This is a genomic window from Stenotrophomonas sp. SAM-B (assembly GCF_013387485.1).
Lineage (GTDB): Bacteria > Pseudomonadota > Gammaproteobacteria > Xanthomonadales > Xanthomonadaceae > Stenotrophomonas > Stenotrophomonas maltophilia_AA.
In genome coordinates, this window is sequence record NZ_JABBXB010000002.1 from 297,225 (window position 1) to 322,259 (window position 25,035).

Consider the following 25,035-nt stretch of genomic DNA (forward strand, 5'->3'; position numbering starts at 1 on the left):
CGGAGTGTCATCAGTTGCCGCCGAGGTCGAGCTGGGCGACGGCGGTGCTGCGCAGTGGCTTGGGCATCACCCAGCCATAGACGCGGCCGGTGCCGGGCAGGAACGGGTAGGCGCTGTAGTCGTAGCTCACTTCCACCCGGATGCACTGCGCGGCCGGCAGGTCGGCGCACGGCGCGGGCGTGGAGACGGTGATCGGCGGGGCGGCAGCCGCAGCGCAGTCGGGGGCCTGTTTGGCATAAGTGAGCAGCCACTGCATGGAGCGGCGCGCCGCCAGGCAGGCGGCAGTACGGCGTTCGGTCGGCGTGGCATGGCGGAAGGCGGCCCGTGCGCCCTCGGCCGAGGCCGCCGAGAGCGTCTGCTGCACGGCCATGATCATCACGCCGGAGTACGTGACCAGCAACAGCGGCAACAGGCCGAACAGCAGCATCAAGGCGAATTCCAGCGTGGCGATGCCGCGTTGGGGCCGGGCAGGACGGCGGTGCGGATGGGCAATCGTCATGCGGCACCGCCGACGTGCTGCTGCAGCACCCACCACAGGCTGGCGAAGGCCAGGTACGCCGCGTACGGGATTCCGACCCGGCCTTGGCGTGCATGACGCCACTGCGCGATCACCGGCTGCACCCTGCGCGAGACCGGACCGCTGGAGCCGGTGGACAGTGCGTCGTGGAAGAAGACAGGTCCAATGCGCCGCGCGACGATCACGCACATCGCATGTGCCCCGGCGAGCAGGCTGGCGATGATCCAGATCGGCAGCAGCGGTGCGGCGCCGAGCAGCAGGCCGAGCACCGCAAAATACTTGACGTCACCGGCGCCCATCCAGCCGATGGCATAGAACGGCAGCAGCGACAGCAATCCCAGTGCGAAGCCCAGCAGGTGCGTGCCCGGAAAGCCACGGCCCGCCATCAACCACTGCCAGGCCAGCGCCACCAGTGCCAGGCCGGTGGCCAGCATCAACCCACGATTGGACACCCGTCGGGCGTACAGGTCATGGATGGCGACCTGTACGCCCAGCAGCAATGCCACCAGGGGAAGGAGTTCCATGCGTTATGTCCCCCGAATCGGTCGTGCCTCAACACGTCCGCGCCATGCCGTCGCCACGGGGAGAGCCGGGCGACAGCGCGGGCAGTCACATCAGACGATCAGGCCGACGCTTTCCCGGTGGCGTCCTCGACGACTTCACCGAGTTTCTTGAAGAGCTCGGTGAAGAACCCTTCGATCTGCGTTTTACCCACGACCACCAGGATGCCCGCGATCACGGCGGCCAGCAGGCCGTACTCGAGCGCGGTCACGCCATCTTCTTCCACGAGGAACTTGCGAACGGATGCATTCATGACGGTTTCTCCCTTTCCCAATCAGAGCCCGAACGGGCGGATACAACCCCTGGTACCGATGGTGTTGCCTGGCTCCGCCAGGACGTCCATCTCGACCGCGCATCCTGCGCAGTGCGGCCCTTTACAGGCCTGCGCTATCGGCCGGGCAGTGCCCGGGCGACGTCATTGGCGGCAGATCGCGCTGGACAGTGCGTCACTGCTGCCGGCACGCGGCTGTGGCAATGAAGGCACTGAAGATGAAGGTTGCTGTCCATGGCGTTCCCCCTGTGTTGCAGTATCACCGCGTCGGTATGTCCGGGCGTCCTGATCGGGATGCTCGACGAATCGCGCGGTATCCAATACACAAAATCGGCAGACCCGGATTCAACTTTAGGGAAAACCGGCCAGCTGCTGCTGCGCTGTATGAACCTGATGTAATGGCGCCAAAGTGAAGTGCGGGTGGAGATTATGTGAGTACAGCGTGATGTCAACTATTTGACGGTGTGCGGACGCGCACAAACGCTGGGTTTCACGGGTGTCGGCCATATTTGTGATGGCGATTGTGATTCTGTTTACCTGGCGTCCAGTTCGGGCATACTTGCCAAAAATGCGCATCGAATCACGCGCGCAGAGCGGCAAGGCATCTGCTGAATCATTTAGCGGGAATCGCCGGATGATCTGGATGGGCGGGCAGGAGGAATCGCCGCGGCAGGTTGGCCGTAACAGAATGCGCAGCAGGAATCGAAGGAGTGCGCACCCGGTGGCCATGTGGCGAGGCACCGGGGGTCCAGGCCAAAGGGGGCATCACTGTCATGGTAGATGGTGTGGTGGATAACCGGATCGAGAGCGGGCTAAGGGCATTCGACCTGGCGTCGCTCAGTGGTGTGTTGCGTGTCTGCGACCTGGAAATGGTGCTGCTGGATGGCAACGGCCCGCGGGCCGCCATTGAATCGCAGGTGCACGACGAGGCATTGTTCTGCACGGCCGTGAGCGGGTTCCATTTCCGCGGCCGTTTCATGCTGCCGCAGGACTGGTGCCTGCTGGGTCTGATCCACGCCACTGACGAGAATGTGAGCTGGTGCCACGGCATGCCGCTCGCGGCGGGGATGGCGTTGACCGTTCTGCCCGAAGGCATCAGCGAGTTCACGCTCAGCGCCGGCACCCACCTCACCCTGCTGCTCGCGCCGATGCAGCGGGTGCAGCGCAAACTGACCGAACTCAGCCTGCGCAACACACTGCCTTCGGGCCAGGCGCTGTCCCTGTTCCACGTTGGCGCGGCCGGCGGCGCGGCGCGCTTGATGCAACGCTATGCCGATGTGCATGCCGCGCTGGCCGGGCAGGGCGGCGCCTTGGCGGCCGATGCCGTGGATACCCTGCTGCATGACCACATCCAGGCCCTGTTGGGCGCCGGCAGCGACGACCACCCGACCTGCAGCCGGGGCCGGCGTACGCATTATCTGATCGCCCAGCGCGCCGAGAACTTCATGCGGCTCAATCTGCGTCGCTATATCTACATGAATGAAATCTGCGACGCGGCCGGTGTCAGCGAGCGCGCGCTGCGATATGCCTTCGAAGACCTGTTCGGCACCTCGCCCAACCGCTATCTCTCGATGCTGCGCCTGTGCGCCGCATGCCGCGGGTTGTCGATGGCCGATTCCAGCCGCAAATCGGTCAAGGCGATCGCGCTCAGTTGCGGACTGTGGGACCTGTCGCGCTTTGCCGATAATTATCGGCGCGTGTTCGGCGAGCTGCCACGCGACACACTGATGCGCGCGCCCGCGCAGATGGGCAGCCCGGCCTGAGCATTCAAAAGAGTATCCACACGCCGGCCGTGCACATATTCGGCAACCTGCCGAAATTGCCCATCACCCTGCCGGTTTTACCCGTCGTCTTGCCGGAACGCACGTTTGTGCTGCCGGAATAAAGTGCTCGCGGTTTGACCCCTCGACTGTAATGACATCCACGTGCCGTCAGGCACCGGTGATGTTCAACGCATTCGTACACGGGGGAATACCTGATGAACCGTATTTTTCGATTGGTGTGGAGCCACCGGCTGAATGCCTTGGTGGTCGTCTCCGAAATCGCCACCGCGCGTGGCAGCCTGGCCGCCGGTCCGGTCGTGGTGCATCTGAAGGTGCCGATGTCGGTGCTGTCGCTGGGTCTCTCGCTGGCGCTGTGCACGGGCAGTGCATGGGCCGGTGAGAACCAGACGCTCACCGACCTGCAGGCACTGACTGCAAAGTACACCGCGCCACTGCCGGTGAAGCTCGATGCGGAAGTGGCACTGGCAGCGGCGGCACGTGATCGTGGCACGGCGCCCCTGCTGAGCGTGGATGCCAAGGTCAACCTCAACCTCGGTACCCCCACGGCCAACCGGCCGGCGCTGCAGGTGCACGCCGCTGCGCAGGCGAACGCGGACCTGCCCAGGCGCGTTGCTGCACCGGGCGCCCAGGTGGCGGCCCTGGCCGATCTGGGCATCGCGGCAGGCACGGGTAACGGTGCCGGGTTGAATGCCAATACCGACATCGATGCGGTCGCCTCGGTTGCGCCGACGGCAGCGACGGTGCGGGTGCCGGTCAAGGCCGAGGCGAAGGCGAGCGTGGCGGTCGCGGCGACGCCGTCACCACGGAAGGCCGCACTGGAGGCCAATGTCGATGCGGCGGCACAGGCACGCCTGGCGGCGGCCGAGGTGGAGGCCAGGGCGGCGCTGATCGCTGACGCCACGGTGACGCCCGACGCGCCGGATGCCGTGCAGGCATCGCTGGCCAGCAATGTCGCTGGTGGTGTGCGCGTGGATGCGCTCGGCCACGTGGTCGATCCGGCCGACCGCAATCCCAAGCTCGTGGACGCCGGCGTCAGTGCCGTGCAGACCAGCTCGATGGCGCTGGCGCCGAATGGTCTGGGCAACGCGCTGGGCGGAGTGTTGAACGGTGTCGGCGGGGCGGTCGGCGGCCTGCTCGACGGCGTCGGCACTACCGTGGGTGCCATCACCACGCCGGTGCTGGGCGCGGTCGGTGCGATCACCACGCCGATCCTGGGCACCGTCTTCCCGGCGCCGACCGCGCTGCCGCCGGGCAGCCCGAAGGGGCCGGCCCCGGCCGATCCCAACGCCGGTCTGGTCATCGGCACCGGCGGCCTGGTCGGCTCGCTCTCGCAGCTGGTCGGCCCGACCGCGCAGGGGCTGCTGGGCGGCGACGGCTATGTCCGCAACGGCAACCTGAAAGTCAGCAGCGCCAACGTCATGCAGACCTATTCGGTCACCAACGTGCTCGGCCTGCCGGTGGTCAACCTGACCCCGGTCGGTACGCTGCTGGATGGGCTGGGCGGGGCAAGCACCGGCGGCAGCTCGCACCTGACCCTGATCGGTGGCGTCACCTCCGACAGCTACATCTACAACATCAACAACGGCGACCCCAACGGCCTGCTCGGGCTGGTGCTGCCGGACGGTTCGCCGGCATGGTCGAACCAGTGCGTCAATCTGCTGGTGGCCAGCGTGGACTGCTGGGCGGTCAATGCCGCGCAGGACTACCAGGTGCTGGTGGGTGATGGCGCCTATGCCAATGGGTCCAGGGAAGTGGTAATCGGTGCGAACGCACGCCACGAGCTGCCGCAGCAGGACGCCAACCTGGCGTTCCCGGGCGCAGGGGTCAACGACCCGACCGATCCGACGGGCGTGCCGACGGCCGATTACGCAGCGCGCATGGGCCACTCCGTGGTGGTCGGCGACAGTGCGACGGGCACTGCCAACGGGCAGACCATTCTCGGCTCGGAGGCGACCTCCAACCAGGCCAACAGCGTGGCGCTGGGCTACCGCTCGGCGGCCAACCGCGGTGCGCAGGCCAGCTACAGCGCGTATGGCTTGACCGCCGCGCAGGTATCGGCTGGTGAAGTCTCGGTCGGCTTCGCCGGCGGCGAGCGCCAGATCAGCAACGTGGCTGCCGGCAGTGCCGCCACCGATGCGGTCAACGTGGCCCAGCTGCAGGGCGCGATCTCGCAGATCGATGCGGTCGGCACGCTGGCGGTGACCTACGACGACGACGGGGCTGGCGGTGCGGACTACCGCCGCGTCACCCTCGGCGGCGGCACCGGCACCACCACGATCGCCAACCTGGCCAACGGCGCGGTCGACGCGGGCAGCACCGAGGCGGTCAATGGCGCCCAGCTGTTCGATACCAACAGCGCGATCGTCGACTACTTCGGCGGTGTCACCGCCTACGATCCCGCCACCGGTGCGTGGACCGCACCCAGCTTCCAGATCTCCACGATCTCCAGCGGTGGCGCTGTCGCGCAGGGGGTGTACGACAACGCCAGCGACGCGTTCTCCGCGGTGGATGGCTCGCTGGTCAACCTCAACACGCAGATCACCGACATCCGCAATGGCGTCGGCAGCCGCTACCTGAAGATCAACTCGACCGGCGCCGAGGCCGCCGCAACCGGATTGGACAGCATCGCTGTCGGCACCGGGGCCTCGGCCACGGCCGCCAACAGCATTGCCGTGGGCGCCGGTGCCGTGGCCGATCGCGAGGGTACGGTGTCGGTCGGCGCGGCCGGTGCCGAACGCCAGGTGGTCAATGTCGCCGCCGGCACCCAGGCGACCGATGCCGTCAACGTGGCCCAGCTGGACGCCTCCGAGCAGGGCGCGCTGCGCTACGACCTCAACCCCGATGGCAGCGTGAACTACGCCAGCGCCACGCTGGGCAACGGGACCGGTGCGACCACCCTCAGCAACGTCGCTGCCGGCAGTGTCACTGCCACCAGCAACGAAGCGATCAACGGCGCCCAGCTGTTCAATGCCAATCAGGCCGTGGCCACGCATCTGGGCGGTGGTGCAGCGCTGGACGCCAACGGTCTGGTCACCGCCCCGACCTACACGATCAACAACGTGGCCAGCGATGGCCAGGTCACCGCCGGCAGCTATGACAACGTCGGCAGCGCCTTCGACGCCGTGAGCACCTCGTTGGCCAACGTCGCCGACCAGACCGACACCGTGGACCGCCTGGCCGTGAAGTACGACGCCGATGCCAGTGGCAACGCGACCAACACCATCACCCTGGCCGGCGATGCCAGCGGCGCGGCGGTGGCACTGACCAACCTGGCCGACGGACGCGTGCTGGCCGGCAGCCTGGATGCGGTCAACGGCAACCAGCTGTTCCAGACCAACGCGGCCCTGGTCGGGTACTTCGGCGGCACCACCAACTTCGATGGCAACACCGGCATCTGGACCGCGCCGACCTTCCGCATCTCCTCGATCGCCACCGATGGCAGCGTCATCGCCAACGACTACAGCGACGTCACCGTGGCCTTCTCGGCGGTGGATACCTCGCTGACCAACCTCAATACCCGGATCGACCAGATCCAGCCGGGCGGCAACAGCCAGTACGTGCAGGTCAACTCGACCAAGGGCGCGGCCACCGCGGGCGGTGCCGACAGCATCGCGATCGGGCCGCTGGCGAGTGCGGCGGGCAGCGGCAGCGCGGCGATCGGCGATGGCGCCAGCGCCAGCGCGGACAACAGCGTCGCCCTCGGTGCCGGCTCGGTGGCCAGTGTGGGCGCACAGGCCGGGTATACCGGTGCCTACGGCCAGGCCGGTGCCAGCAACTCGGTGGGCGAGGTGGCCGTCGGCAGCACAGGTGCCGAGCGCAAGGTCACCCACGTAGCCGATGGGTCGGAGCGCTATGACGCGGTCAATGTCGGCCAGCTGCAGAACGGTGTGAACTACGCGATCACCGAGTCCAAGGCCTACACCGACACGCAGATCAACAACATCAACAACGGCACCTCCGGGATGTTCCAGGTCAACAACACGCAGAACCTGGCGGCGCCGGCCGCGACCGGCGACAACGCAGTGGCAGGCGGTGCCGGGGCTGCCGCCGCAGGCAGCAACGCGACCGCACTGGGCAACGGAGCCAGCGCACAGGGCAGCAACAGCGTCGCGCTGGGCGCCGGTTCGGTGGCCAACCGGGCCAACACGGTCTCGGTGGGCAGCAGTGGCGCGGAACGGCAGGTCGCCAACGTCGCCGACGGCAGCGAAGCCACCGACGCGGTCAACGTTCGCCAGCTGCAGGCGTCCCAGCAGGGCACGATCCGTTACGACACCAACGTCAACGGCACCACCAACCTCAACAGCGTGACACTCGGCAGTACCGCCAGTGGTCCGACCACGGTGCGCAACGTCGCCCCCGGCACCGCAGGTACCGATGCCGTCAACGTGGACCAGCTGCGCAGCGGCATGGCCCAGACCCTGGACTGGTCCAAGGCGTACACCGACGAGCGCATGGACTCGTTCGACCGCAATCTGCAGAAGACCGACAACCGCGCCTCGGCCGGCGTCGCCTCGGCCATGGCGGTGGCCGCCCTGCCGCAGCCCTATGAAGCCGGCCGCAGCATGGCCTCGCTCGCCGCAGGCAGCTTCAACGGCGAATCCGGCGTGGCGGTGGGCATTTCGGGGGTCTCCGAAGGCGGCCGCTGGATCTACAAGTTCAGCGGTTCGACCAACAGCCGCGGCGATGGTGGTGTCGCGGTAGGTGCCGGCATCCAGTGGTGACCGCGTCCGGTGCCGGCGCGCCGCCGGCACCGGGCCCCACGGTCCGCATTCAACGTTTACAGGGGGAACACCATGCACATGCAGCCCGCATCCATTTCCCAGGGTCCGCTGCTGCGGTCACTGGGCCTGAGCCTGGCAGCCCTGCTGCTCGGCGCCTGCGCCAGCCACGGCGAGCAACGCGCCACACCGCCTGATACCGCCGTCGACGCCGAGGCGGTGAGCTTCCCGGATCCAGCCAGGGCCAGCCTGAAGGAAGGACTGTTCGTGGACGTCGACAACCTGCGCCTGTTCGCCCGTGGCATGAGCAAACGCCAGCTGTACGCTCTGCTGGGCACCCCACATTTCGGCGAGGGCATGTGGGGCGTGCGCGAATGGAACTACCTGTTCAATTTCCGCAGTAGTCCGGGTGGGGATTACTTCACCTGTCAGTTCAAAGTCGATTTCGATGGCAAGGGCATTGCCCAGGCAGCGCACTGGAAGCCGCAGGCCTGCGCCGCCGTGCTCGATCCACCGCGCCCACCCACGCCACCGGCGCCCGCGCCGATGCCGAGCGAGCCGCTGCGGCTGGCGGCGGATGCGATGTTCGCGTTCGACAGTGCTGTGCTCACGCCCGAAGGACGCCGCAACGTGGAGACCTTGCTGCAGCAGGTGCGCGATGCCAGCCGGGTGCAGACCATCCAGGTGATCGGCTACACCGACCGGATCGGCAGCGACCGCTACAACCTGGTGCTGTCGCAACGGCGTGCCGAGGCCGTGCGCGACGCGCTGGTGGCCGGCGGCGTACCGGCGGCGGCGATCGTCGCCGAAGGGCGGGGCAAGGCCGACCCGCTGGTGCAGTGCGAGCAGGCGCAGCGCAACGCGCTGATCGTCTGTCTGGCGCCGAACCGACGCGTCGAGCTGTCCGGCAAGGCACTGCCGCGCTGAGCGCCGGCGGACCGCGTCCTCCTTCCCCGTGTGCATACCCGGCCGGCGCACGCATGCGCCGGCGAGGGACCGTCTTGACCTGGCGCGTCGTCCGCACAGCGTGATGTCTCCCCCGTCATCGTCCTGAAGACGGCGCGCTAGGTCATCTTCCTCCCGCTCCGGGGCGGCTGCAGGCGATCTGCAGCCGCCGTTTCCGGTTACGGCATCAGCACTTTGTCGATCACGTGGATCACGCCGTTGCTCTGCTTCACATCGGCGATGGTGACGTGGGCGACCTGGCCCTTGCTGTCGGTCAGGGTGATGCCCTTGCCAACGACGCGGGCGGTCAGCGCTTCGCCCTCGACCGTGGTGAGGCTGGCCTTACCGCCACCCTGCTTGATCTTCGCCATCAGGTCGGTGGCAGTGACCGCACCCGGAACGACGTGATAGGTCAGGATCCTGGTCAGGTCCGCCTTCTTTTCAGGCTTCAGCAGCCCTTCCACGGTGCCCTTCGGCAGGGCCGCGAACGCGGCGTTGGTCGGTGCGAACACGGTGAACGGGCCTGCACCCTTGAGCGTGTCGACCAGGCCGGTGGCCTTGACCGCGGCAACCAGCGTGGTGTGGTCCTTGGAATTGACGGCGTTGTCGATGATGTCCTTGTTGGCATACATCGCCGCACCGCCGACCATCGGATTGCTGTGCGCCGCCATCGGCGCGGCCGGGGCCTGCGCGAAGACGAGCGGGGACGCGGTGGCGGCAAGACAACCGATCAGTACGAGGCCTGCGAACTGGATCTTCATGACCAAAACTCCCAAATGGATGCGCCGGTGTGACGCACCTTCAGCTACGGCGGGAGTGTCGTGGCGGATGCAGCGGAGGCTTTCTTTTTTCAACTGTCAGGAGCAGGTGAAAGCGGCGTCTGCACCACGCGATGAAACCACGGGGCGGCCACACGGTCAGGGGCCCTGTTCGCTGGTGATCGTGGCTCCCTCACGCATGACCAGGGTGACCGGCGTCTTCTCGACGACCTCGAGCAGGCGCGCCCAGTGCGCCTCGGTCAACACCCCGGAGGCATGCAGTACGCGGTGGACCTGCAAGCGGCCGTCCGCGTCGCGGGAGGAAGACAGCTCGGCACGGAACTCGCCCAGGTCCCAGCCCTTCTTCTCCGCATACATGCGCAGGGTGATGGCCGTGCAGGCCGCAAGCGAGGCGAGGTAGAGATCGAAGGGGGCCATGCCTGCCGCCTGGCCGCCCAGGCTCACCGGTTCGTCGGCCACCAGCGCGTGCTCGCCGCTGCGGATGTGGTGGCGGTAGTTCACGCCATCGGAAACGATCTGGACCTGTGCCATCTGCTGCGCCTTCGGGGGTGGAGATCGGCGCAGGATGGCATGGGCCGCGGGACAGCGTACGGTCGCGCTCTGGAGCACCCTGCGATCCGGGGCGACCCGCGCGGCCTTCCACGCTCCGCCCCAAGGTGCTTACGGGTGCGCGGGAACGCGCAGCGGCGGCAGGTCGGTCGCCACATCGCCCACCGGAAAGCGCACTTCGACACGGGTTCCGCCGAGCGGGCTGGAACCGATCCGCAGGCTGCCGCCCAACAGCCGTGCACGCTCTTCCATGCTGATCATGCCCAGCCCCGGCGCCGCCGGCGTACTGCCCGCTACCGGCATGCCGATGCCATCGTCGTCGACCCGCAGCAGCAGCTGCTCGCCGCGCACCGTCACCAGGACGTGGGCGGTACTGGCATGCGCGTGTTTGTCCACGTTGTTCACCGCTTCCTGCACGATCCGGAACAGGCTCAGCTCGCGGTCGTCACCGAGCCGGGGCGGGCTTTCGATCCGGCATCGCACGCGCAGCGCGCCACGTGCATTGCGCTTGATGCAGAACGCATCGAGCGCACTGGCCAGGCCGGTGAAACGCAGGATGCTCGGATGCAGTTCGTGGGAGATCGACCGGATGTCATTGGATACTGTCAGCAATTGCTCCTGGAGCTCGACCACGCTGTGGCGTTCGGCTTCGGGAATCTGGTTGCGCAGCGTACTCAGGCAGATCGAGATCGCGGCAAGCGACTGGTTGACGTCGTCATGCAGGTCGCGCGCGATGCGTGTGCGCTCTTCTTCCTGCACCACCAGCATCCGCCCGGTCACCTCACCCAGCCGGCGATAGGCCTGCTGCAGTTTCAGGTGATTGGACAGCTTCTGCTCGGACAGCGCGCCAAGGAACAGCAGGGCGCAGCTGGTGCCGAGGGTCCACACCTGGGCGGTGATCAGGTTGCGCTCGGGTGTCCAGAAGGCAAACGGTCCCGCGCCGGCCATGCTCAACTGCATCGCCAGCACCGCCACGACCAGCATGCAGACCGCCGCGCCGCTGACCCCGAACACGATCAACGCCCAGATCAGCGGCGGGATGGGGGCCAGGACCAGCAACGGGGTCATCACCCCCTCGGCCCAGTCCATGCCCCAGATCACGCCAAGCGCCCCCGACAGAAGCACGGCGATGGCGACGGTACGCCAACGCCAGCCGGCGCGACGTTCCGGCGACTGCAGCACCCGCGCGATGTTGACCACCGTCGGCACGATCAGCAGGTAGCTCACGCTGCTGCACAGCAGTCGCGTGAGCAGCATGCCCGATGCCAGTCCGCGGGGCTCGCCGGGAAAGACAATGATCTGCCACCACGCCACGCACACGGGAAGCGCGATGCAGCTGAGTGCGATGAACAGGGAGATGTCGCGGAATCCCTCCAGCGCGGAACCGGTCGCGCGCCAGCGCAGTAAAAGCCAGGCTACGGCGGCCACCAGGGCCAGTTCACCGGCACTGGCCACCAGCCCACTCAGCCCGACGAACGGCACCAGCACGAACGCCAGCACGGTGCCGACCGCGGCCGCGAGGATGCACGTGCGCCACTGCGGGCGCGGGGTGAACAGCAACCAGCCCATCAAGAGCGGTCCTGGAATCCACAGCACGTGCAGACGGAAGCCCGGCATCTGCGCCAGCGTCGGCAGCAACTGGCCTAGCAGGCAACCAATCAGCAGCGGCAGGACATGCGTGAATGTGATGCGAAGCGCAGGTGATGTTCGCGTGGAGGCGGCGGGGCTGACCGCTCCGTCCGGCGGTGCTGCACGGGCGCTGTCGACGGGGGCGATGTGCGTCACGGTCGCATTGACGTGCACGTAGACCTCGGCCGGTGCGTGAAGAGGCTTCGGATCGGGACCCGTCCCGGGTGGCGCGAGCACCCCTTGGACAAGTCTCCATGTGATGCGTTTCATGCTTGCGGGGCAGGGTGACACCGCTTGTCGCGATGATGTTTCCGCCCCACAATCGCGCCGATGTAAGCAGCTTGTCCCCCGTCGCGCTATCCGCTTTCCGACCCGTTCGAGGAACTGGCATGGACGAACCGATGGCCCCGTACAGCCGCTTCGTCGTCGATGGATTCGATGCCGATGCGTTGCTGGGGGTGGTGCGCGACACCCGGTTCGAACAGCGCCTGCTGGCCGCCGGGCACTTTCGAGCGTGCCTGCAGCGGCTGGTCTTTCCAGAGTTCAGCCTGGACAGCGGCACCTACACGCTGCCGATTTTCGCCAGCGGCAGTTTTGGTAAAGGGTTGATCGCCTTGGCAATGGCCGTGTCCTGCCGGCAGCCGATGTGGGCCAACGGGCGCTGGATTCCGGCGGGCCAGGTGATGGTGTTCGCCGAGGACAGCGAGCTCAATGTGCGTCCGGGGCCCGGGGGGTGGCAGTGGGCCGTTCTCCTGATTGCGCGTGAGGTCCTGCAGCGCGAGGCGGTCGCGCGGGTGGGCCGCGAACTGCGTCTTCCACGCAGTGGCTGGTGCAGTCGCGCTGCCGACCCGGCGCACGGGCAGGCGCTGCGTTACGGCGTGTCCAGGGCACTGGAAGCGGCCGCCCACTGGCAGGGCCTGATCACGCCGGAACAGCTGGCAGCGCAGTCGGCGCTGCTGCTGGGGGCGTTCGTGGATGCGGTCAGTGCCGCCGATGCCGGACCGGAACGACGTGGGGAGGGCAGTTGGATCGAACGCCACCGCGATGCCGTGGTGCGGCGGGCCGAGAACCATCTCAAAGCCCATCTGGACCGGCCGTTCGACAGCGCGGCCCTGTCGCTCGCGCTGGGCGTGGGCGAACGCCAGCTCGAACGTCTGTTTCGTGATGCCTACGGACATGGGCCGTGTCACTGGCACCAGGTGGCCCGTTTGAACCGTGCGCGCATCGCGTTGCTGCAGGCAGATGCGTCGGGGAGTGTGACGGAGATAGCCCTGCGGCTGGGCTTCGGGCATCTGGGCCGCTTCTCCCTGCTGTACCGCACTGTCTTCGGGGAATGTCCTCGAGACACCTTGCGACGCTGAATCGTGACCTGAGCCGTGGGCCGCAGCGCGCACGACATCGCGTGCATGACATCACGGCCCCGTCACGCAGCCACTCGCATGTTCGGCACGCTGCAGACGCATCGGGAAGGCTTGTCGTGGCGCATTGCCGATGACGAACCTGGCGATGGTGGCTGCAGCGACGGGTGCACGGGGGCTATCGCAGCGAACGGAGGCAGGCAATGGGCGTCTCGTGCGTGCAGAGGAGGTCTGTGCCATTCGGCAGTGTCGTCGTCGCCGACGACCACAGGCTCGTGGCCCAAGGCATCGAACGCTTGTTGATGGACTGTTTTGACTCGATCGTGCTGGTGTCGTCCGGCGAGCAGCTGCTGGCCACCCTCCGCCGCGAAACGCCGGATATGGTCGTTTCGGATATCAGCATGCCCGGCATCAGCGGCCTTGAGGTGATGCGCCAGGTGCGCAGCGAAGGTTGCCTGACGCCGTTTCTGTTTCTCACCATGCACGACGAGTCCAGCCTCGCGGCCGAGGCGATCCATGCCGGTGCCCGTGGCTACATGCTCAAGAGCGCGGCCGGCGACGAACTGGTGCGCGCGATCCATGGCGTGATGGAAGGCCACACCTATGTCACGCCCAGCCTGGCGGTGGATGCGATCGTGTCGTCGGGGCGCCGACAGCATGCGCTGACCGACAAGCAGCTGCGCATCCTGGAATACGTCGGCCGTGGCCTGCGTTCCAAGCAGATTGCCTACGCGCTGGGGGTATCGGTGCGCACCATCGAATCGCACAAGTACGCGATCATGCAGGAGCTGGGGGTTCACGGGACGCTGGAGCTGGTGCGCAAGGCCCAGTTGGAGGGCCTGATCCGCCCCTGAGCAGCCTGGCCGTGTGCAGCCAGTAGATTTACTTGCCCGCTCGCGGTGGTTTTTCCCTTGCGAGCGTCCGGTGTCCGGTCGCACCATCAGGACAGGTGTCGAGCAGGCGAGTGCGATGAACGCGGTACGGGTACTGCTGGCCGAAGATGGGTGCGCGATGGGACGCCAGCTGCGCGGGCTGCTTGCCGAGCACTTCCAGGTGATCGGGCTCGTGCAGGACGGGGCTTCACTGGTGCAGGCAGCACAGACGATGCTGCCCGATGTGGTGGTGACGGATATTGGCATGCCGGAGTTGGATGGACTGGAGGCCGCACGCCGGCTTCGACTGCGGCGCCCCGTTCTTGGTGTGGTGTTCATCACCGTGCACGCCGCGCCGCAGATGGTGTCGCAGGCAATGGCCCTGGGAGCGTGCAGCTATGTGCTCAAGTCCGATGCAGGTGATGACCTGCTTGAGGCGGTTGCGGCCGCTGTGAAGGGTGAGTCGTTCGTCTCGCGATCATTACGTGGCCCGCGCAGGAGCTGATCGCAGAGAGTCACTGGCTGTAGCAGGACGCCTGCGACCGCAGTGCGTCATTCGGTTCATACCTGGGAGGCTCATGTCATGAAAGCGCTCTGCATCGCCGTTGTCGCGGCCAGCCTGGTTGCCTGTGCATCCACACCGACCGTCAACACCGATTTCGATCCGGCCGCCAACTTCGGCGCGTACAGAACCTACAGCTGGGCGGTCAAGCCAACGGCTGGCTCGCCCCTGGTGCAACAACGCATCGTCGATGGCATCAATGCCAGACTGCAGGCCAAAGGCCTGCGCGAGGTGCCGCAGGGCGACATCGCGCTCGCCGCACACACCGTCACTGACCGGAAGCAGACGCTTGACACCTTCTACAGCGGGACCGGCATGGGCGGATGGGGCTGGCGCGGTGGCTGGGGCGGGGGCATGGGCAACGCGACCACGACTGTCCGTACCTACGAAGTAGGCACGCTGGTGCTGGATATGTTCGATACGCGCACAAAGCAGGCCGTGTGGCGCGGCACGGCCAGCAGCACCGTGCCTTCATCGCCGGACAAGATCAACGCTGCGGTGGAGACCGCCCTGGACAAGATGCTCGCTGGCTTCCCGCCCGCTGCCACCGCTGGCCGTTGACGGGTGGGCGGCGCTCCTGCTCGCGTACGTGTTCGCGAGCGCGGGCCGTCGTCACTGCGGGCGGCCGAACGTGCTGTTCATCGAGCTGGGGCAGTCGTTGTAGGTCCACCCGCGGCGATCCACGCGTCCACGGCCTGGCTGACCACGGTCATCGGCATTGCCCCATTGCCCAGGATCAGATCGTGGAAGGCGCGGATGTCGAATCGGTCGCCCAGTTCCCTGCGGGCGTGCTCACGCAGTTCCAGCAGCCGCAGCTGGCCCATCTTGTAGGACGAGGCCTGGCCGGGCTGCACCAGGTAGCGGTTGACCTCGATGCGGACGTCGGCCGGAGTCATGCCGGTCTTCTCCTCCATGTAGGCGACGGCCTGCTCGGGCGTCCAGCGTTTGCGGTGCAGACCGGTATCGACCACCAGCCGCACCGAGCGGAACATTTCGGCCTGCAGGCGGCCCAGGTCACCGGCGGGGTCATCGCGGTACACGCCGGCCTCGGTCATCAACTGTTCGGCATACAGTGCCCAGCCTTCGCTGAAGGCGCTGGGATTGAGGCTGCGGCGCAGCATCGGCAGGTCGGTCAGGGTCTGGCCGATCGAGATCTGGAAGTGATGGCCCGGCGATCCCTCGTGATAGGTGAGGGTGGGAATGCTCCAGCGCGTGTTGGAGCTGATGTCGCCCAGGTTGATGAAGAAGGTGCCCGGGCGCGAGCCATCCATCGCCGGCGGGTAGTAATAGCCGCCCGGCGAGGTGGCCTGCATGTGCGCGGGCACCGGCTGCACCAGCAGTTTCTGTGTCGGCAGGTGGCCGAAGTAGGTCGGCAGGATCGGATCGAGGTCGCGCAGGCGCTGCTCGATGTCGCCGATCAGCTGAGCGCGCCCTGCGTCGCTGTCCTCGTACAGGTAACGCGGGTCCTTGCGCAGCTGCGCGATGCGCGTGGCCACGCTGCCGTCGCGCAGCCCGAGCTGTTTCAGGCGGGCATCCATGCTCGTGTCCAGCCGCGCCACTTCGCGCAGCCCGATCTGGTGGATCGCATCGGCATCCAGGTCGGTGCTGGTGTACCAGCGCAGCGCAGCATCGTAGTACGCCTTGCCGTCCGGCAGTGCCCACACGCCCTTGTTGCCGGGATGGGTCGCCAGTGTTGCCTGCACGTTGTCGAGCAGGCGCTGATAGCCCGGGTTCACCGCGTCGCGCACCGCCGTGGTCGCCTGTGCGATCAGTTCAGCGCGCCGGGACGCGGGGATCGAGGGCACCTTGTCCAGTTTGCGCTGCAATGACTGCACCCACAGGCTGTCCTGCGGCGCCGGTTTCAGCAGGGCACGGTACTGGTTGGCCGCGCCCTCCAGCGCTACCTCGGGCGGTACCACGCCCAGGCGGGCCTGCATGTCCGCGTTGGCCCGGACCTGGTCCAGCTTGGGGCCCATCGCCTGCAGCCGTGCGATGTAATGACGGGCGCTGGTCTCGTCAGTGACCGCATGCTGGTTGTCCATGAACTGCGGCAGGTTGACCGGCAGGCTGAACAACTGGTCCACGGCGTAAGTGCTGCCGCCGACCGGCAACCAGGCCGCGGCCCACGGCACGGCCATCAGATCGATCTGGGTCTGGTAGAACCAGCGCGCCAGCCCGTCGCTGAGCCGTTGCTGCGGATCCAGCGGCGGGCCTTTCCACGCACGGATCTGCGCGAGGTTGTCGACCAGGAAGCGGCGGTTGATCTCGCGCCGGGCCAGCGAGACGTCGGTCAGCTGGCCGGACAGATCACCGGCGGCATCGCCACTGATGCCGAGCATCGTGCGCAGTTCCGGATCGGCGTTGATCGCGGCCATCGTCTGCGCATCGAGCAGGGCGTTGAACGAGGTGGCTGCCGGGGCGCTGGCGGAGGGCGGCGCCTGCGCCTGCGCCCGGTTCGAGGGAAGCGTCAGGGCGGCTGCGATCGCGAGGGCGAGCACGGCGGGGAAACGGCGGGCGGACGTGGTCGGAATCACAGGGCGATCTCCGTTGGCGGGCGGGCTGCGCGCAGGCTACGCCAGCGCAGGGGTGGCCGCACCTGCGGATCGTCACGGCTGCGCAGGCGGCAGAACTCGGAAGAGCGGCCCCGCGTGACGGTCAAAGGCGATTAGCTATGCCCCTATACGGCGAATCTTGGCTGATTCCCCGTAGCCGGAAGAACCTATCAGTTGGATGTCTTGACTCTGGGAAAGGATGGAGAAGTGCTCCCTGGCTTTCAATTTCCGTAGATTTTCCATTCGGGGCTCTCCCCCCAGAGAGATTGCCGGCACGAATCCATAGCATTCGTCGATATCCAAGGCCCCCAGTTTTCTCCTTGCACGCGAGAAAAGCGGCCGGTCTTCGGTGTCGTAATAGTCAAGTGAGTCGTCATCCATCAGGAAGGGAAGAAATACCGTATTGCCAGGGTTTTGTGGTTCTTGGTTGGATGTGAATGGTGCACTGTGCAGCTGCCCCTCAATCAAATCCAAATCGCCGCATCCATAAATGTCCTGATAAAAATAGACTGTTCCAAATGCAGAGTATGCAAAGGCGTGACAGTTGCCTTCGTTAAAGTCCCTGTCGCCCCCAAGCGCGACGGACAATACGCCCTTCAGGTCATGCGGATGGCATACCTGCAAGCGCCCACTCTGGAGAGTAAAGCGGCCGAATTCTCGATAGAGATGAGATAGTTCTGCGGGCAACGAGCTGGGTAGGGCCGTTAGCTCTTCAGTGCTTAGGGGGCTATACGCCGTCGGACTCCCATATTCACTGGTGATGAATTCAGTCAGCTTGTCCATTTTATTGCACCGCTCTCTGTGGCTTGAGATTTACCATGCTCATCGTGATTCAACTGAAAGGCTCATGCTGATTACGGATATTGGCTCTTTAGATGTGGCGATCGCAGGCGGTATCTGCCGCGCACGGAGTGTGCCACGCCAGCGCACTCTTTCAGTTCGGCACTGCGGACGCAGGAGGAGCGTGAAGGGTCACGCCCACCTCGGTCCCGGAAAACTGCGGCATAGCGGCGCGCAACCTACATGTGCCCCGTTTGGCAGTGGTGACGTTATCGGCCATTCCGGCACTGCCCTATAGCCTTCAGCCGCGGACACGCTCGAAGCCGTCCGCACTCCAGTCTTCACTGCCGACACCATGGTGGATCACGAACAGACCCTGCGGATCGTAACGGCGCTTGGCCGCCTGCAACCGCGGGTAGTTCGGTCCCCAGAATGCCTGCTGCCAGTCTTTCTGGAAGTAGTCGCTCTCCGAGACATAGGCCGGCGCCGACGGCGCCACCACGCTCAGTGCCTGGTAGGCGCGCGCGACGTTCAACGCGCCGCGGCGTGCACGGGGCTCATCGACGTTCAGGCCGAGGCCCGGATACACCGGCCCGCTGGCGTTGCCGATGATCGCCAGGGCGAAGGCATCCAGCACCGCCGGATGGGTGGCGGTCTCGCGGCTGGCCGCCAGCGCCGCCGCGGGCGCGCCGAACAGGCCCTTGTTGCAGTGCATGCCGACATCCATGTGCTCGGCGGCCGCGCAGATGGCTGCTGCCGCCTGCGTGCGCCGGGCATCGTCCAGCAGGGAGGAGGGCAGCCAGGCCGAGGCGTAGCCATGCAGGAACCAGCCGACCTGACCCTGGTCCCCCTTCCACAGCATGTGCCGGGAGGCGGCGCCCTCGCGGGTGTCCTCGGCGATCAGCGCGGGGGCATGCTCGCGGAAGAAATCCGCGTTCCACATGTCGCGGGCGGGCATCGCCAGCGCCTGCAAGGGTTCGGTGATGGTGTAGGCCGGCCGGGCGCGGACCCAGTCCAGGAACGGCGTCCAGGTCGCTTCGGCCGCGTCGCGCGACAGGCCCTGGAATACCATCGAGATCGACAGCCGCCGCGTGTCCTTGAACGTGAACTGCTCGCCCCAGTGCGCGTTGCACAGCGTGTCGCGGTAGAAGCGCAGCATCTCCGCCGCCAGGGCCTGCCAGCTGGCGTCGTCGCTGGCCTGGATCTGGCAGGAGACGCCGCCGAAGGTGTCGGGCAGGGCATGGGTGCGCAGCGTCATCCGGGTGACGATCCCGAAACTCGCCGCGCAGCCGCCTTTCAGGGCCCAGAACAGTTCGGGGTCATTGTCGGCGTTGACGATGCGGATCTGACCGTCGGCGGTGACGATCTCGGCTTCGAGCAGGCTGGCCGCGGCCGTGCCATAGGCCTTGGAGAAACTGCCGAAGCCGCCGCCGGTGACCAGTCCGGTCACGCCTACCGAGGTGCAGCCGCCGCCCTGGACATAGCGTCCACCGCGGCTGGTGACCGCATCGTAGGCATCGATCCACATCGCCCCGGCACCCACGCTGACCGCCGGCTGCGGTGCGGTGCCCGGGCGGGCGTTGTGGGCGACGAAGGCATCGTGCAGCTCGACCTGGTTCATCGCGCGGGTCCAGACCAGCAGCGAATCAGGCGCACAGGACGTCCCGTGGTAGCTGTGCCCGCCGCCTTTGACCACCAGCCGCAGGCGATGGGTCCGCGCGAAGTTCACCGCGGCGGCGACATCGGCACTGTTGGAGGCGGCGACCACCTTGGCGCTGGGCACCGAACGCCACGCGCCGAAGTAGCCGCTGGTCTGGGTCAGTGCGGGCTGGTCGCCGAGGTAGAACGGATTCTGCAGCTGCTCCAGCGCCGCGGCGCGGGTGGCGGCGTCCGCGAGGAACGGCGACTGCGGCACCGACAGACGGCCGCCGACCGCACGCGACAGCCGCTCCCACGCGGCGGCGGCAGGCCAGGCCGCGGTGCCTGGACGTACCCGGGCAGCACCGGCCGCGACGGCGGGCCCGGCCTTGAGCAGCATCGGCAGCAGCGGCAGGGTCAGTCCGGCCTTGAGGCAATCGCGTCGTTTCATCGGGGTGGTTCCTGTGGCAGTGCCGTGTTCGATGCCGGCCAGTGTGGTCCCGTGGAGGCCCGCCAGCCGTGGCCTGGGGCCGAATTCCGGGGATGAAGGGACGAGTGGTGGCGGGCCAGGGGCGACCGGTGCCAGGCAGCTGCGACGCGATGGAGGCCGGTTGACGCATGCCCTACGCGGCATACCCTAGTCTGGTTCCCTTGCGCTCGCGGCCCATGCCGGGCGACCGTCCCACGACACCCGGATCCATGCCGACCCCGAACGACCCCACGCCCGATTCCCTGGCTGCCTTCACTCCCGCTACGCGCCACTGGTTCACGGCGGCGTTCGCGACCCCGACCCCGGCACAGGCGCAGGCCTGGGCGGCGATCAGCGCCGGCCAGCACACCCTGGTCATCGCGCCGACCGGTTCGGGCAAGACCCTCGCCGCGTTCCTGCAGGCGATCGACCAGCTGTTCCGCAGCGGTGAGCATCCCAACAATGAGCAGCCGGGCGGTGCGCAGCCGGAGGCGTTGGCGCCCAAGAAGCGCGGCACCCGTGTGCTGTATCTCTCGCCGATCAAGGCCCTCGGCGCCGATGTCCAGCGCAACCTGCAGATACCCCTGCAGGGCGTCAGCGCCGAACGTGAGCGGCGCGGCGACCCGGCGGTCACTCTGTCGGTCGCGATCCGCACCGGCGACACCACCACGGCGGAGCGCGCGCGGCTGCTGCGGCGTCCGCCCGATATCCTGATCACCACGCCCGAATCGTTGTTCCTGATGCTCACTTCGCAGGCGCGCGAGACCCTGCGCGACGTCCATACCGTGATCATCGATGAGATCCATGCGGTGGCCGGCAGCAAGCGTGGCACCCATCTGGCGGTGAGCCTGGAGCGGCTGGACGCCCTGTTGCGGGCGCCGGCACAGCGCATCGGGCTGTCCGCCACGGTGCGACCGGTCGAAGAAGTCGCGCGGTTCCTCGGCGGCGACCGCCCGGTGACCGTGGTCCATCCTCCTTCGCAACGGGCCCTGGATGTCCGCATCGTGGTGCCGGTGGAGGACATGGCCGACATTCCGCCACACCCTGCCGCGGCCGATGCGCCACCGGCCTCCGGGCGGATTGGCTCGATCTGGCCCCATGTGGAGGCCAGCATCCTGGACCAGGTGCTGGCGCGGCGTTCCACGATCGTGTTCGCCAACTCGCGGGGCGTGGCCGAAAAGCTGACCGCACGCTTGAACGAGCTGTACGCCGACCGCGTCGCCCGCGGCCAGGTCCCGGCGCAGACCCCGACAGCGGCGCCCGCGCCCGAGCACTACGGCTCGTTCAATGGCGGCACCGCCGGACGGGCCGCCGGTGCGGAGACGCTGATCGCGCGGTCGCACCACGGCTCGGTCTCCAAGGAACAGCGCCGCGAGATCGAACAGGCGCTCAAATCCGGCGAACTGCGCTGCGTGGTGGCGACCTCCAGCCTGGAGCTGGGCATCGACATGGGCCTGGTCGACCTGGTGATCCAGGTCGCCGCACCGCCCTCGGTGGCCAGCGCGCTGCAGCGGGTCGGGCGCGCCAGCCACCAGGTCGGGGGCATCTCGACGGGCCTGGTCTACCCGCGCACGCGGCGCGACCTGATCGACGCGTCCGTGGCGGTGGAGCGCATGCTGGCCGGCGAGATCGAAGCCATCGACCCGCCGCGCAACCCGCTGGACGTGCTGGCCCAGCAGACAGTGGCCGCCGCCGCGATGGAGACGCTGGACGTGGAGGCCTGGTATGCACGCGTTCGCCGCGCCGCGCCGTACCGGTCGCTGCCCCGCAGCGCCTTCGATGCCACCCTGGACATGCTGGCCGGGCGCTATCCCTCCGATGATTTCGCCGGCTTCCGGCCGCGCCTGGTCTGGAACCGGGTCACCGGCGAACTGAGCGCGCGCCCGGGTGCGAAGCAGCTGGCGGTCACCAGCGGCGGGACCATTCCGGACCGCGGCATGTTCAGCGTAGTGCTGCCGGAAGGCGAGGAACGCGCCGGGTCGCGCCGCGTCGGCGAGCTCGATGAGGAGATGGTCCACGAATCGCGGGTCAACGACGTGATCACCCTGGGCGCGACCTCGTGGCGGATCGAACAGATCACCCACGATCAGGTCGTCGTCACCCCGGCGCCGGGCCGTTCGGCGCGCCTGCCGTTCTGGCGCGGTGAGGGGGTCGGGCGGCCCGCCGAGCTGGGCGAGGCGGTGGGCGCCTTCATCGGCGCGCTCGACGCCGTGGTGGCGGACGACGGGGACGAGGGAATTGCGCCTGCACTGCGCGAACGGCTGCAGGCGGCCGGGCTGGCCGACAACGCGATCGCCAACATCGCCGGGCTGCTGGCCGAACAGCGCGAGGCGACCGGCGTATTGCCCACCGATCGCAGCCTGGTGCTGGAGCGCTGCCGCGATGAGGCCGGTGACTGGCGGCTGATGCTGCATTCGCCGTATGGGCGGCGCGTGCACGATCCGTGGGCGCTGGCGGTGGCCGCGCGCATCCGCGAACGCTGGGGTGTGGATCCGGCGGTGGTCGCCAGCGACGACGGCATCATCGCGCGTCTGCCCGACGCACAGGGGCGCCTGCCGGGCGCGGAGCTGTTCCTGTTCGAGCCGGAGCGGCTGCGCCGGGAGGTCACCCGTGCAGTGGGCGGATCGGCCCTGTTCGCGGCGCGCTTCCGCGAATGTGCCGCACGCGCGCTGTTGCTGCCGCGGCGTACGCCCGGCCGCCGCTCGCCGCTGTGGCAGCAGCGCCTGCGCGCCGGTGAACTGCTCGCCATCGCGCAGGGCTATCCGGAGTTCCCGATCCTGATCGAGACCGCGCGCGAGTGCCTGCAGGATGTCTACGATCTGGACGCGCTGGATGCCCTGATGCAGCGGCTCGCCGAAGGCAGCGTGGCGATCGCCGATGTCACCACCGAGGTGCCATCCCCGTTCGCGGCGAACCTGCTGTTCGGGTATGTCGCCGAGTTCATGTACGGCACCGATGTACCGCTGGCCGAACGCCGCGCCTCGGTGCTCTCCCTCGACAGCGGCCTGCTCGGCGATCTGCTCGGCCAGGTCGACCTCGGCGAACTGCTTGATGCGGCCGTGGTCGAGCAGGTGGGCGATGAGCTGCAAAGGCGGGCGCCTGATCGGCGGGCGCGCGGCAGGGAAGGGATCGCCGACCTGCTGCGCGAGCTGGGGCCCCTCACCGACGAAGCGCTGGCGCTGCGACTGGTCGATACCGATCCCGCGCCTGAGCTGGCCGCCCTCGTCGATGAGCGGCGCGCCTTCCAGGTCCGGATCGCCGGCGGTGTGCACTGGGCGGCCATCGAGGATGCCGGGCGCCTGCGGGATGCCCTCGGCGTCGGCCTGCCGACGGACGTGCCGGCGGTGTTCCTGCAGCCGTCGGTGGACCCGCTGGGCGAACTGCTCGCCCGATACGCACGCACGCATGCGCCGTTCACCACGGCGGAGGCCGCCACCGCGTTCGGGCTCGGCGTAGCCGTCGTCGATGTGGCATTGGCGGCGTTGGAGGCGCAGGGCAAGCTGCTCAAGGGCAGCTTCGGTGTGGCCCGCCGGGATGCACGCTCCGCTGCGGCCATGACCGGGCGGACGCCGCTGGCCCGCCACGAATGGGTAGGCGAAACGGTGTTCCGTCGGCTGCGGATGCGCTCGCTGCAGCAGGCCCGCGAGGCGACCCGGCCGGTCGCGCGCGAGGCGTATGCCTTGCTGCTGCTGGAGCGCCATGGCGTGCTCGCCGACGCCGAACAGGCCGCGCGTGGCAGCGCACCCCGTGGCGCGGGCGCGCTGGAGGGTATCGACGGGGTGCTGCGCGTGGTCGAGCTGCTGGCCGGGGTGGCGCTGCCGGTGTCGGTCTGGGAGCAGCAGATTTTCCCGGCGCGCGTGGTCGATTACGCCCCGGCAATGCTCGATGAGCTGCTCGCCACCGGGACCGTGGTGTGGGCCGGGCATGGGCGGCTGGGCGATGAGGACGGGCTGGTCTCTCTGCATCTGCAGGAGGTCGCCGCCGAGACGCTTCCGTCGCTCCCGGTCTCGGCCGCGCTGTCGCCCTTGCAGGAGGCGCTGCTGCAGGTGCTGGCCGACGGCGGCGCGTACTTCGCGCGCCAGCTGGTCACGGCGGTGGGCAGTCACTGGGCGCGGGCCGGCACGCCGCCCATGGATATCAGCGCCGACCAGCTGCACGCCGCGCTGTGGGACCTGGCCTGGTCGGGCTATCTGAGCACCGATCTGTGGGCACCGCTGCGCGGCATGTCCGGCGCGCGCGCGCCACGGCCGCGGGTCGCGCGCACGTCCCGGCGTGGGCGGGGCTTCCGTGGCATCCCGATGGGGGAGACGCCCTTGGCCGACGGTGCGTCGGCAGTGATCGCCAGTTTCGCCGCACCCACCCTGGCCGGGCGCTGGTCGCTGCTGCAGCGCGAGGCGATCAGCGACACGGTACGCGCGGTGGCGCTGGCCGACGGCCTGCTGGACCGGCACGGCATCGTGACCCGTGGCGCCGCGGTGGCCGAAGGCATCGCGGGCGGCTTCCCGGCCCTGCAACAGGTCTATCGGGGCATGGAGGATGCGGGACGCGTGCTGCGCGGCCGCTTCGTGGAAGGGCTGGGCGGGGCGCAGTTCGCTGACCGCCTGATCGTGGATCGGCTGCGCGGCATCGCCGAGTCCCTGCGGCCCGGTGCTGCCGAGGTCGCCGTCGGGTTGTCCGCGGTCGATCCGGCCAATCCGTTCGGGACCGTGCTGCCCTGGCCGGTGCACGGCTCGCGCGTGCGGCCGGTGCGCCGCGCCGGCGCCCTGGTTGTGATCGGGGGTGGGCGGCTGCTGATGTACCTGGCCCAGGGGGGCCGCCAGCTGCTGACGTTCTTCGATGCGGACGATGTGTCCCTGGCAGGCACCACGGCTGCCACGGCGCAGGCGCTGGCCAGCGCACTGCGGCGGGGCCGGCGCACCTCGTTCACCGTGGAGCTGATCGATGATGCGCCGGCCCGACGTGATGGCCTGATGGACGCACTCCGTTCGGCGGGCTTCTCCAGCGCGCCGAAAGGAGTGGGTTGGGAGGGATGAGCGCGCTGTTTCGAATCT

Annotated in this window: 18 protein-coding genes; 9 read left to right on the plus strand and 9 right to left on the minus strand. The window is 68.0% G+C overall.

What is annotated here, in order from left to right; all coding sequences use genetic code 11:
* Window positions 1-10 precede the first annotated feature (10 nt).
* The 3 genes from HH110_RS05615 to HH110_RS05625 all read right to left on the minus strand — a co-directional run bounded on the left by HH110_RS05615 (window position 11) and on the right by HH110_RS05625 (window position 1,331).
* Complete coding sequence (locus HH110_RS05615; RefSeq protein WP_176988741.1) at window positions 11-499, minus strand: pilus assembly protein; 489 nt, start codon at window positions 497-499, stop codon at window positions 11-13.
* Window positions 496-1,041, minus strand: a complete 546-nt coding sequence (locus HH110_RS05620) for a prepilin peptidase (protein ID WP_176988742.1) — start codon at window positions 1,039-1,041, stop codon at window positions 496-498. Before HH110_RS05620 ends, HH110_RS05615 begins: the two co-directional genes overlap by 4 nt.
* A gap of 98 nt (window positions 1,042-1,139) precedes the next feature.
* Complete coding sequence (locus HH110_RS05625) at window positions 1,140-1,331, minus strand: Flp family type IVb pilin (RefSeq protein ID WP_176988743.1); 192 nt, start codon at window positions 1,329-1,331, stop codon at window positions 1,140-1,142.
* Between the two features lie 252 nt (window positions 1,332-1,583).
* Between HH110_RS05625 and HH110_RS05630 the strand changes: the two genes are divergently transcribed.
* From HH110_RS05630 to HH110_RS05645, 4 genes are all read left to right on the plus strand, one after another.
* A complete protein-coding gene (locus HH110_RS05630) occupies window positions 1,584-1,748 on the plus strand; it encodes a hypothetical protein (protein WP_176988744.1) in 165 nt (54 codons plus the stop codon).
* A 374-nt stretch (window positions 1,749-2,122) separates the two neighbouring features.
* A complete protein-coding gene (locus tag HH110_RS05635; RefSeq protein ID WP_176988745.1) occupies window positions 2,123-3,112 on the plus strand; it encodes an AraC family transcriptional regulator in 990 nt (329 codons plus the stop codon).
* A gap of 215 nt (window positions 3,113-3,327) precedes the next feature.
* Window positions 3,328-7,854, plus strand: coding sequence for a YadA-like family protein (locus HH110_RS05640; protein ID WP_176988746.1), 4,527 nt, complete (start codon window positions 3,328-3,330; stop codon window positions 7,852-7,854).
* Window positions 7,855-7,932: 78 nt separating this feature from the next.
* Entirely contained in the window at window positions 7,933-8,778 is an 846-nt protein-coding gene (locus tag HH110_RS05645; RefSeq protein ID WP_176988747.1) for an OmpA family protein, read from the plus strand.
* A 197-nt stretch (window positions 8,779-8,975) separates the two neighbouring features.
* Here the strand turns inward: HH110_RS05645 and HH110_RS05650 are convergent, their stop codons facing one another.
* From HH110_RS05650 to HH110_RS05660, 3 genes are all read right to left on the minus strand, one after another.
* The gene (locus tag HH110_RS05650; RefSeq protein WP_176988748.1) at window positions 8,976-9,557 is read right to left on the minus strand and encodes a fasciclin domain-containing protein; all 582 of its coding nucleotides are present in this window, start codon (window positions 9,555-9,557) and stop codon (window positions 8,976-8,978) included.
* 156 nt (window positions 9,558-9,713) lie between these two features.
* Window positions 9,714-10,106: an OsmC family protein gene (locus HH110_RS05655; protein ID WP_176988749.1), complete on the minus strand. Its 393-nt coding sequence runs from the start codon at window positions 10,104-10,106 to the stop codon at window positions 9,714-9,716.
* A 129-nt stretch (window positions 10,107-10,235) separates the two neighbouring features.
* On the minus strand, window positions 10,236-12,023 hold the full coding sequence (locus tag HH110_RS05660; protein ID WP_342589225.1) for an ATP-binding protein: 1,788 nt from the start codon (window positions 12,021-12,023) through the stop codon (window positions 10,236-10,238).
* 119 nt (window positions 12,024-12,142) lie between these two features.
* Here HH110_RS05660 and HH110_RS05665 point away from each other — a divergent pair, with 119 nt between their 5' ends.
* The 4 genes from HH110_RS05665 (at window position 12,143) to HH110_RS05680 (ending at window position 15,106) form a co-directional block, all read left to right on the plus strand.
* Complete coding sequence (locus HH110_RS05665; RefSeq protein WP_176988751.1) at window positions 12,143-13,114, plus strand: AraC family transcriptional regulator; 972 nt, start codon at window positions 12,143-12,145, stop codon at window positions 13,112-13,114.
* Between the two features lie 200 nt (window positions 13,115-13,314).
* Complete coding sequence (locus HH110_RS05670) at window positions 13,315-13,965, plus strand: response regulator transcription factor (RefSeq protein WP_176988752.1); 651 nt, start codon at window positions 13,315-13,317, stop codon at window positions 13,963-13,965.
* Between the two features lie 115 nt (window positions 13,966-14,080).
* On the plus strand, window positions 14,081-14,488 hold the full coding sequence (locus HH110_RS05675) for a response regulator transcription factor (RefSeq protein ID WP_176988753.1): 408 nt from the start codon (window positions 14,081-14,083) through the stop codon (window positions 14,486-14,488).
* Window positions 14,489-14,566: 78 nt separating this feature from the next.
* Window positions 14,567-15,106, plus strand: coding sequence for a DUF4136 domain-containing protein (locus HH110_RS05680; protein WP_176988754.1), 540 nt, complete (start codon window positions 14,567-14,569; stop codon window positions 15,104-15,106).
* 77 nt (window positions 15,107-15,183) lie between these two features.
* Here the strand turns inward: HH110_RS05680 and HH110_RS05685 are convergent, their stop codons facing one another.
* The 3 genes from HH110_RS05685 to HH110_RS05695 form a co-directional block, all read right to left on the minus strand.
* Window positions 15,184-17,079 (minus strand): DUF885 domain-containing protein, encoded by a 1,896-nt coding sequence (locus HH110_RS05685; RefSeq protein WP_176988755.1) that lies wholly within the window; start codon window positions 17,077-17,079, stop codon window positions 15,184-15,186.
* A gap of 135 nt (window positions 17,080-17,214) precedes the next feature.
* Entirely contained in the window at window positions 17,215-17,880 is a 666-nt protein-coding gene (locus tag HH110_RS05690) for a T6SS immunity protein Tdi1 domain-containing protein (protein WP_176988756.1), read from the minus strand.
* A 298-nt stretch (window positions 17,881-18,178) separates the two neighbouring features.
* The gene (locus HH110_RS05695) at window positions 18,179-19,966 is read right to left on the minus strand and encodes an FAD-binding oxidoreductase (RefSeq protein ID WP_176988757.1); all 1,788 of its coding nucleotides are present in this window, start codon (window positions 19,964-19,966) and stop codon (window positions 18,179-18,181) included.
* A gap of 248 nt (window positions 19,967-20,214) precedes the next feature.
* Here HH110_RS05695 and HH110_RS05700 point away from each other — a divergent pair, with 248 nt between their 5' ends.
* Window positions 20,215-25,017 carry an ATP-dependent helicase gene (locus HH110_RS05700; RefSeq protein ID WP_176988758.1) on the plus strand — a complete coding sequence of 1,601 codons (4,803 nt, stop codon included), beginning with the start codon at window positions 20,215-20,217 and terminating at the stop codon, window positions 25,015-25,017.
* Window positions 25,018-25,035: the final 18 nt, after the last annotated feature.

Bases quoted from the DNA above. Each gene is read 5' to 3' on its own strand.
- HH110_RS05615 (WP_176988741.1), bottom strand. From the start codon at position 499: ATGACGATTGCCCATCCGCACCGCCGTCCTGCCCGGCCCCAACGCGGC.
- HH110_RS05620 (WP_176988742.1), bottom strand. From the start codon at position 1,041: ATGGAACTCCTTCCCCTGGTGGCATTGCTGCTGGGCGTACAGGTCGCC.
- HH110_RS05625 (WP_176988743.1), bottom strand. From the start codon at position 1,331: ATGAATGCATCCGTTCGCAAGTTCCTCGTGGAAGAAGATGGCGTGACC.
- HH110_RS05630 (WP_176988744.1), top strand. From the start codon at position 1,584: ATGGCGTTCCCCCTGTGTTGCAGTATCACCGCGTCGGTATGTCCGGGC.
- HH110_RS05635 (WP_176988745.1), top strand. From the start codon at position 2,123: ATGGTAGATGGTGTGGTGGATAACCGGATCGAGAGCGGGCTAAGGGCA.
- HH110_RS05640 (WP_176988746.1), top strand. From the start codon at position 3,328: ATGAACCGTATTTTTCGATTGGTGTGGAGCCACCGGCTGAATGCCTTG.
- HH110_RS05645 (WP_176988747.1), top strand. From the start codon at position 7,933: ATGCAGCCCGCATCCATTTCCCAGGGTCCGCTGCTGCGGTCACTGGGC.
- HH110_RS05650 (WP_176988748.1), bottom strand. From the start codon at position 9,557: ATGAAGATCCAGTTCGCAGGCCTCGTACTGATCGGTTGTCTTGCCGCC.
- HH110_RS05655 (WP_176988749.1), bottom strand. From the start codon at position 10,106: ATGGCACAGGTCCAGATCGTTTCCGATGGCGTGAACTACCGCCACCAC.
- HH110_RS05660 (WP_342589225.1), bottom strand. From the start codon at position 12,023: ATGAAACGCATCACATGGAGACTTGTCCAAGGGGTGCTCGCGCCACCC.
- HH110_RS05665 (WP_176988751.1), top strand. From the start codon at position 12,143: ATGGACGAACCGATGGCCCCGTACAGCCGCTTCGTCGTCGATGGATTC.
- HH110_RS05670 (WP_176988752.1), top strand. From the start codon at position 13,315: ATGGGCGTCTCGTGCGTGCAGAGGAGGTCTGTGCCATTCGGCAGTGTC.
- HH110_RS05675 (WP_176988753.1), top strand. From the start codon at position 14,081: ATGAACGCGGTACGGGTACTGCTGGCCGAAGATGGGTGCGCGATGGGA.
- HH110_RS05680 (WP_176988754.1), top strand. From the start codon at position 14,567: ATGAAAGCGCTCTGCATCGCCGTTGTCGCGGCCAGCCTGGTTGCCTGT.
- HH110_RS05690 (WP_176988756.1), bottom strand. From the start codon at position 17,880: ATGGACAAGCTGACTGAATTCATCACCAGTGAATATGGGAGTCCGACG.
- HH110_RS05695 (WP_176988757.1), bottom strand. From the start codon at position 19,966: ATGAAACGACGCGATTGCCTCAAGGCCGGACTGACCCTGCCGCTGCTG.
- HH110_RS05700 (WP_176988758.1), top strand. From the start codon at position 20,215: ATGCCGACCCCGAACGACCCCACGCCCGATTCCCTGGCTGCCTTCACT.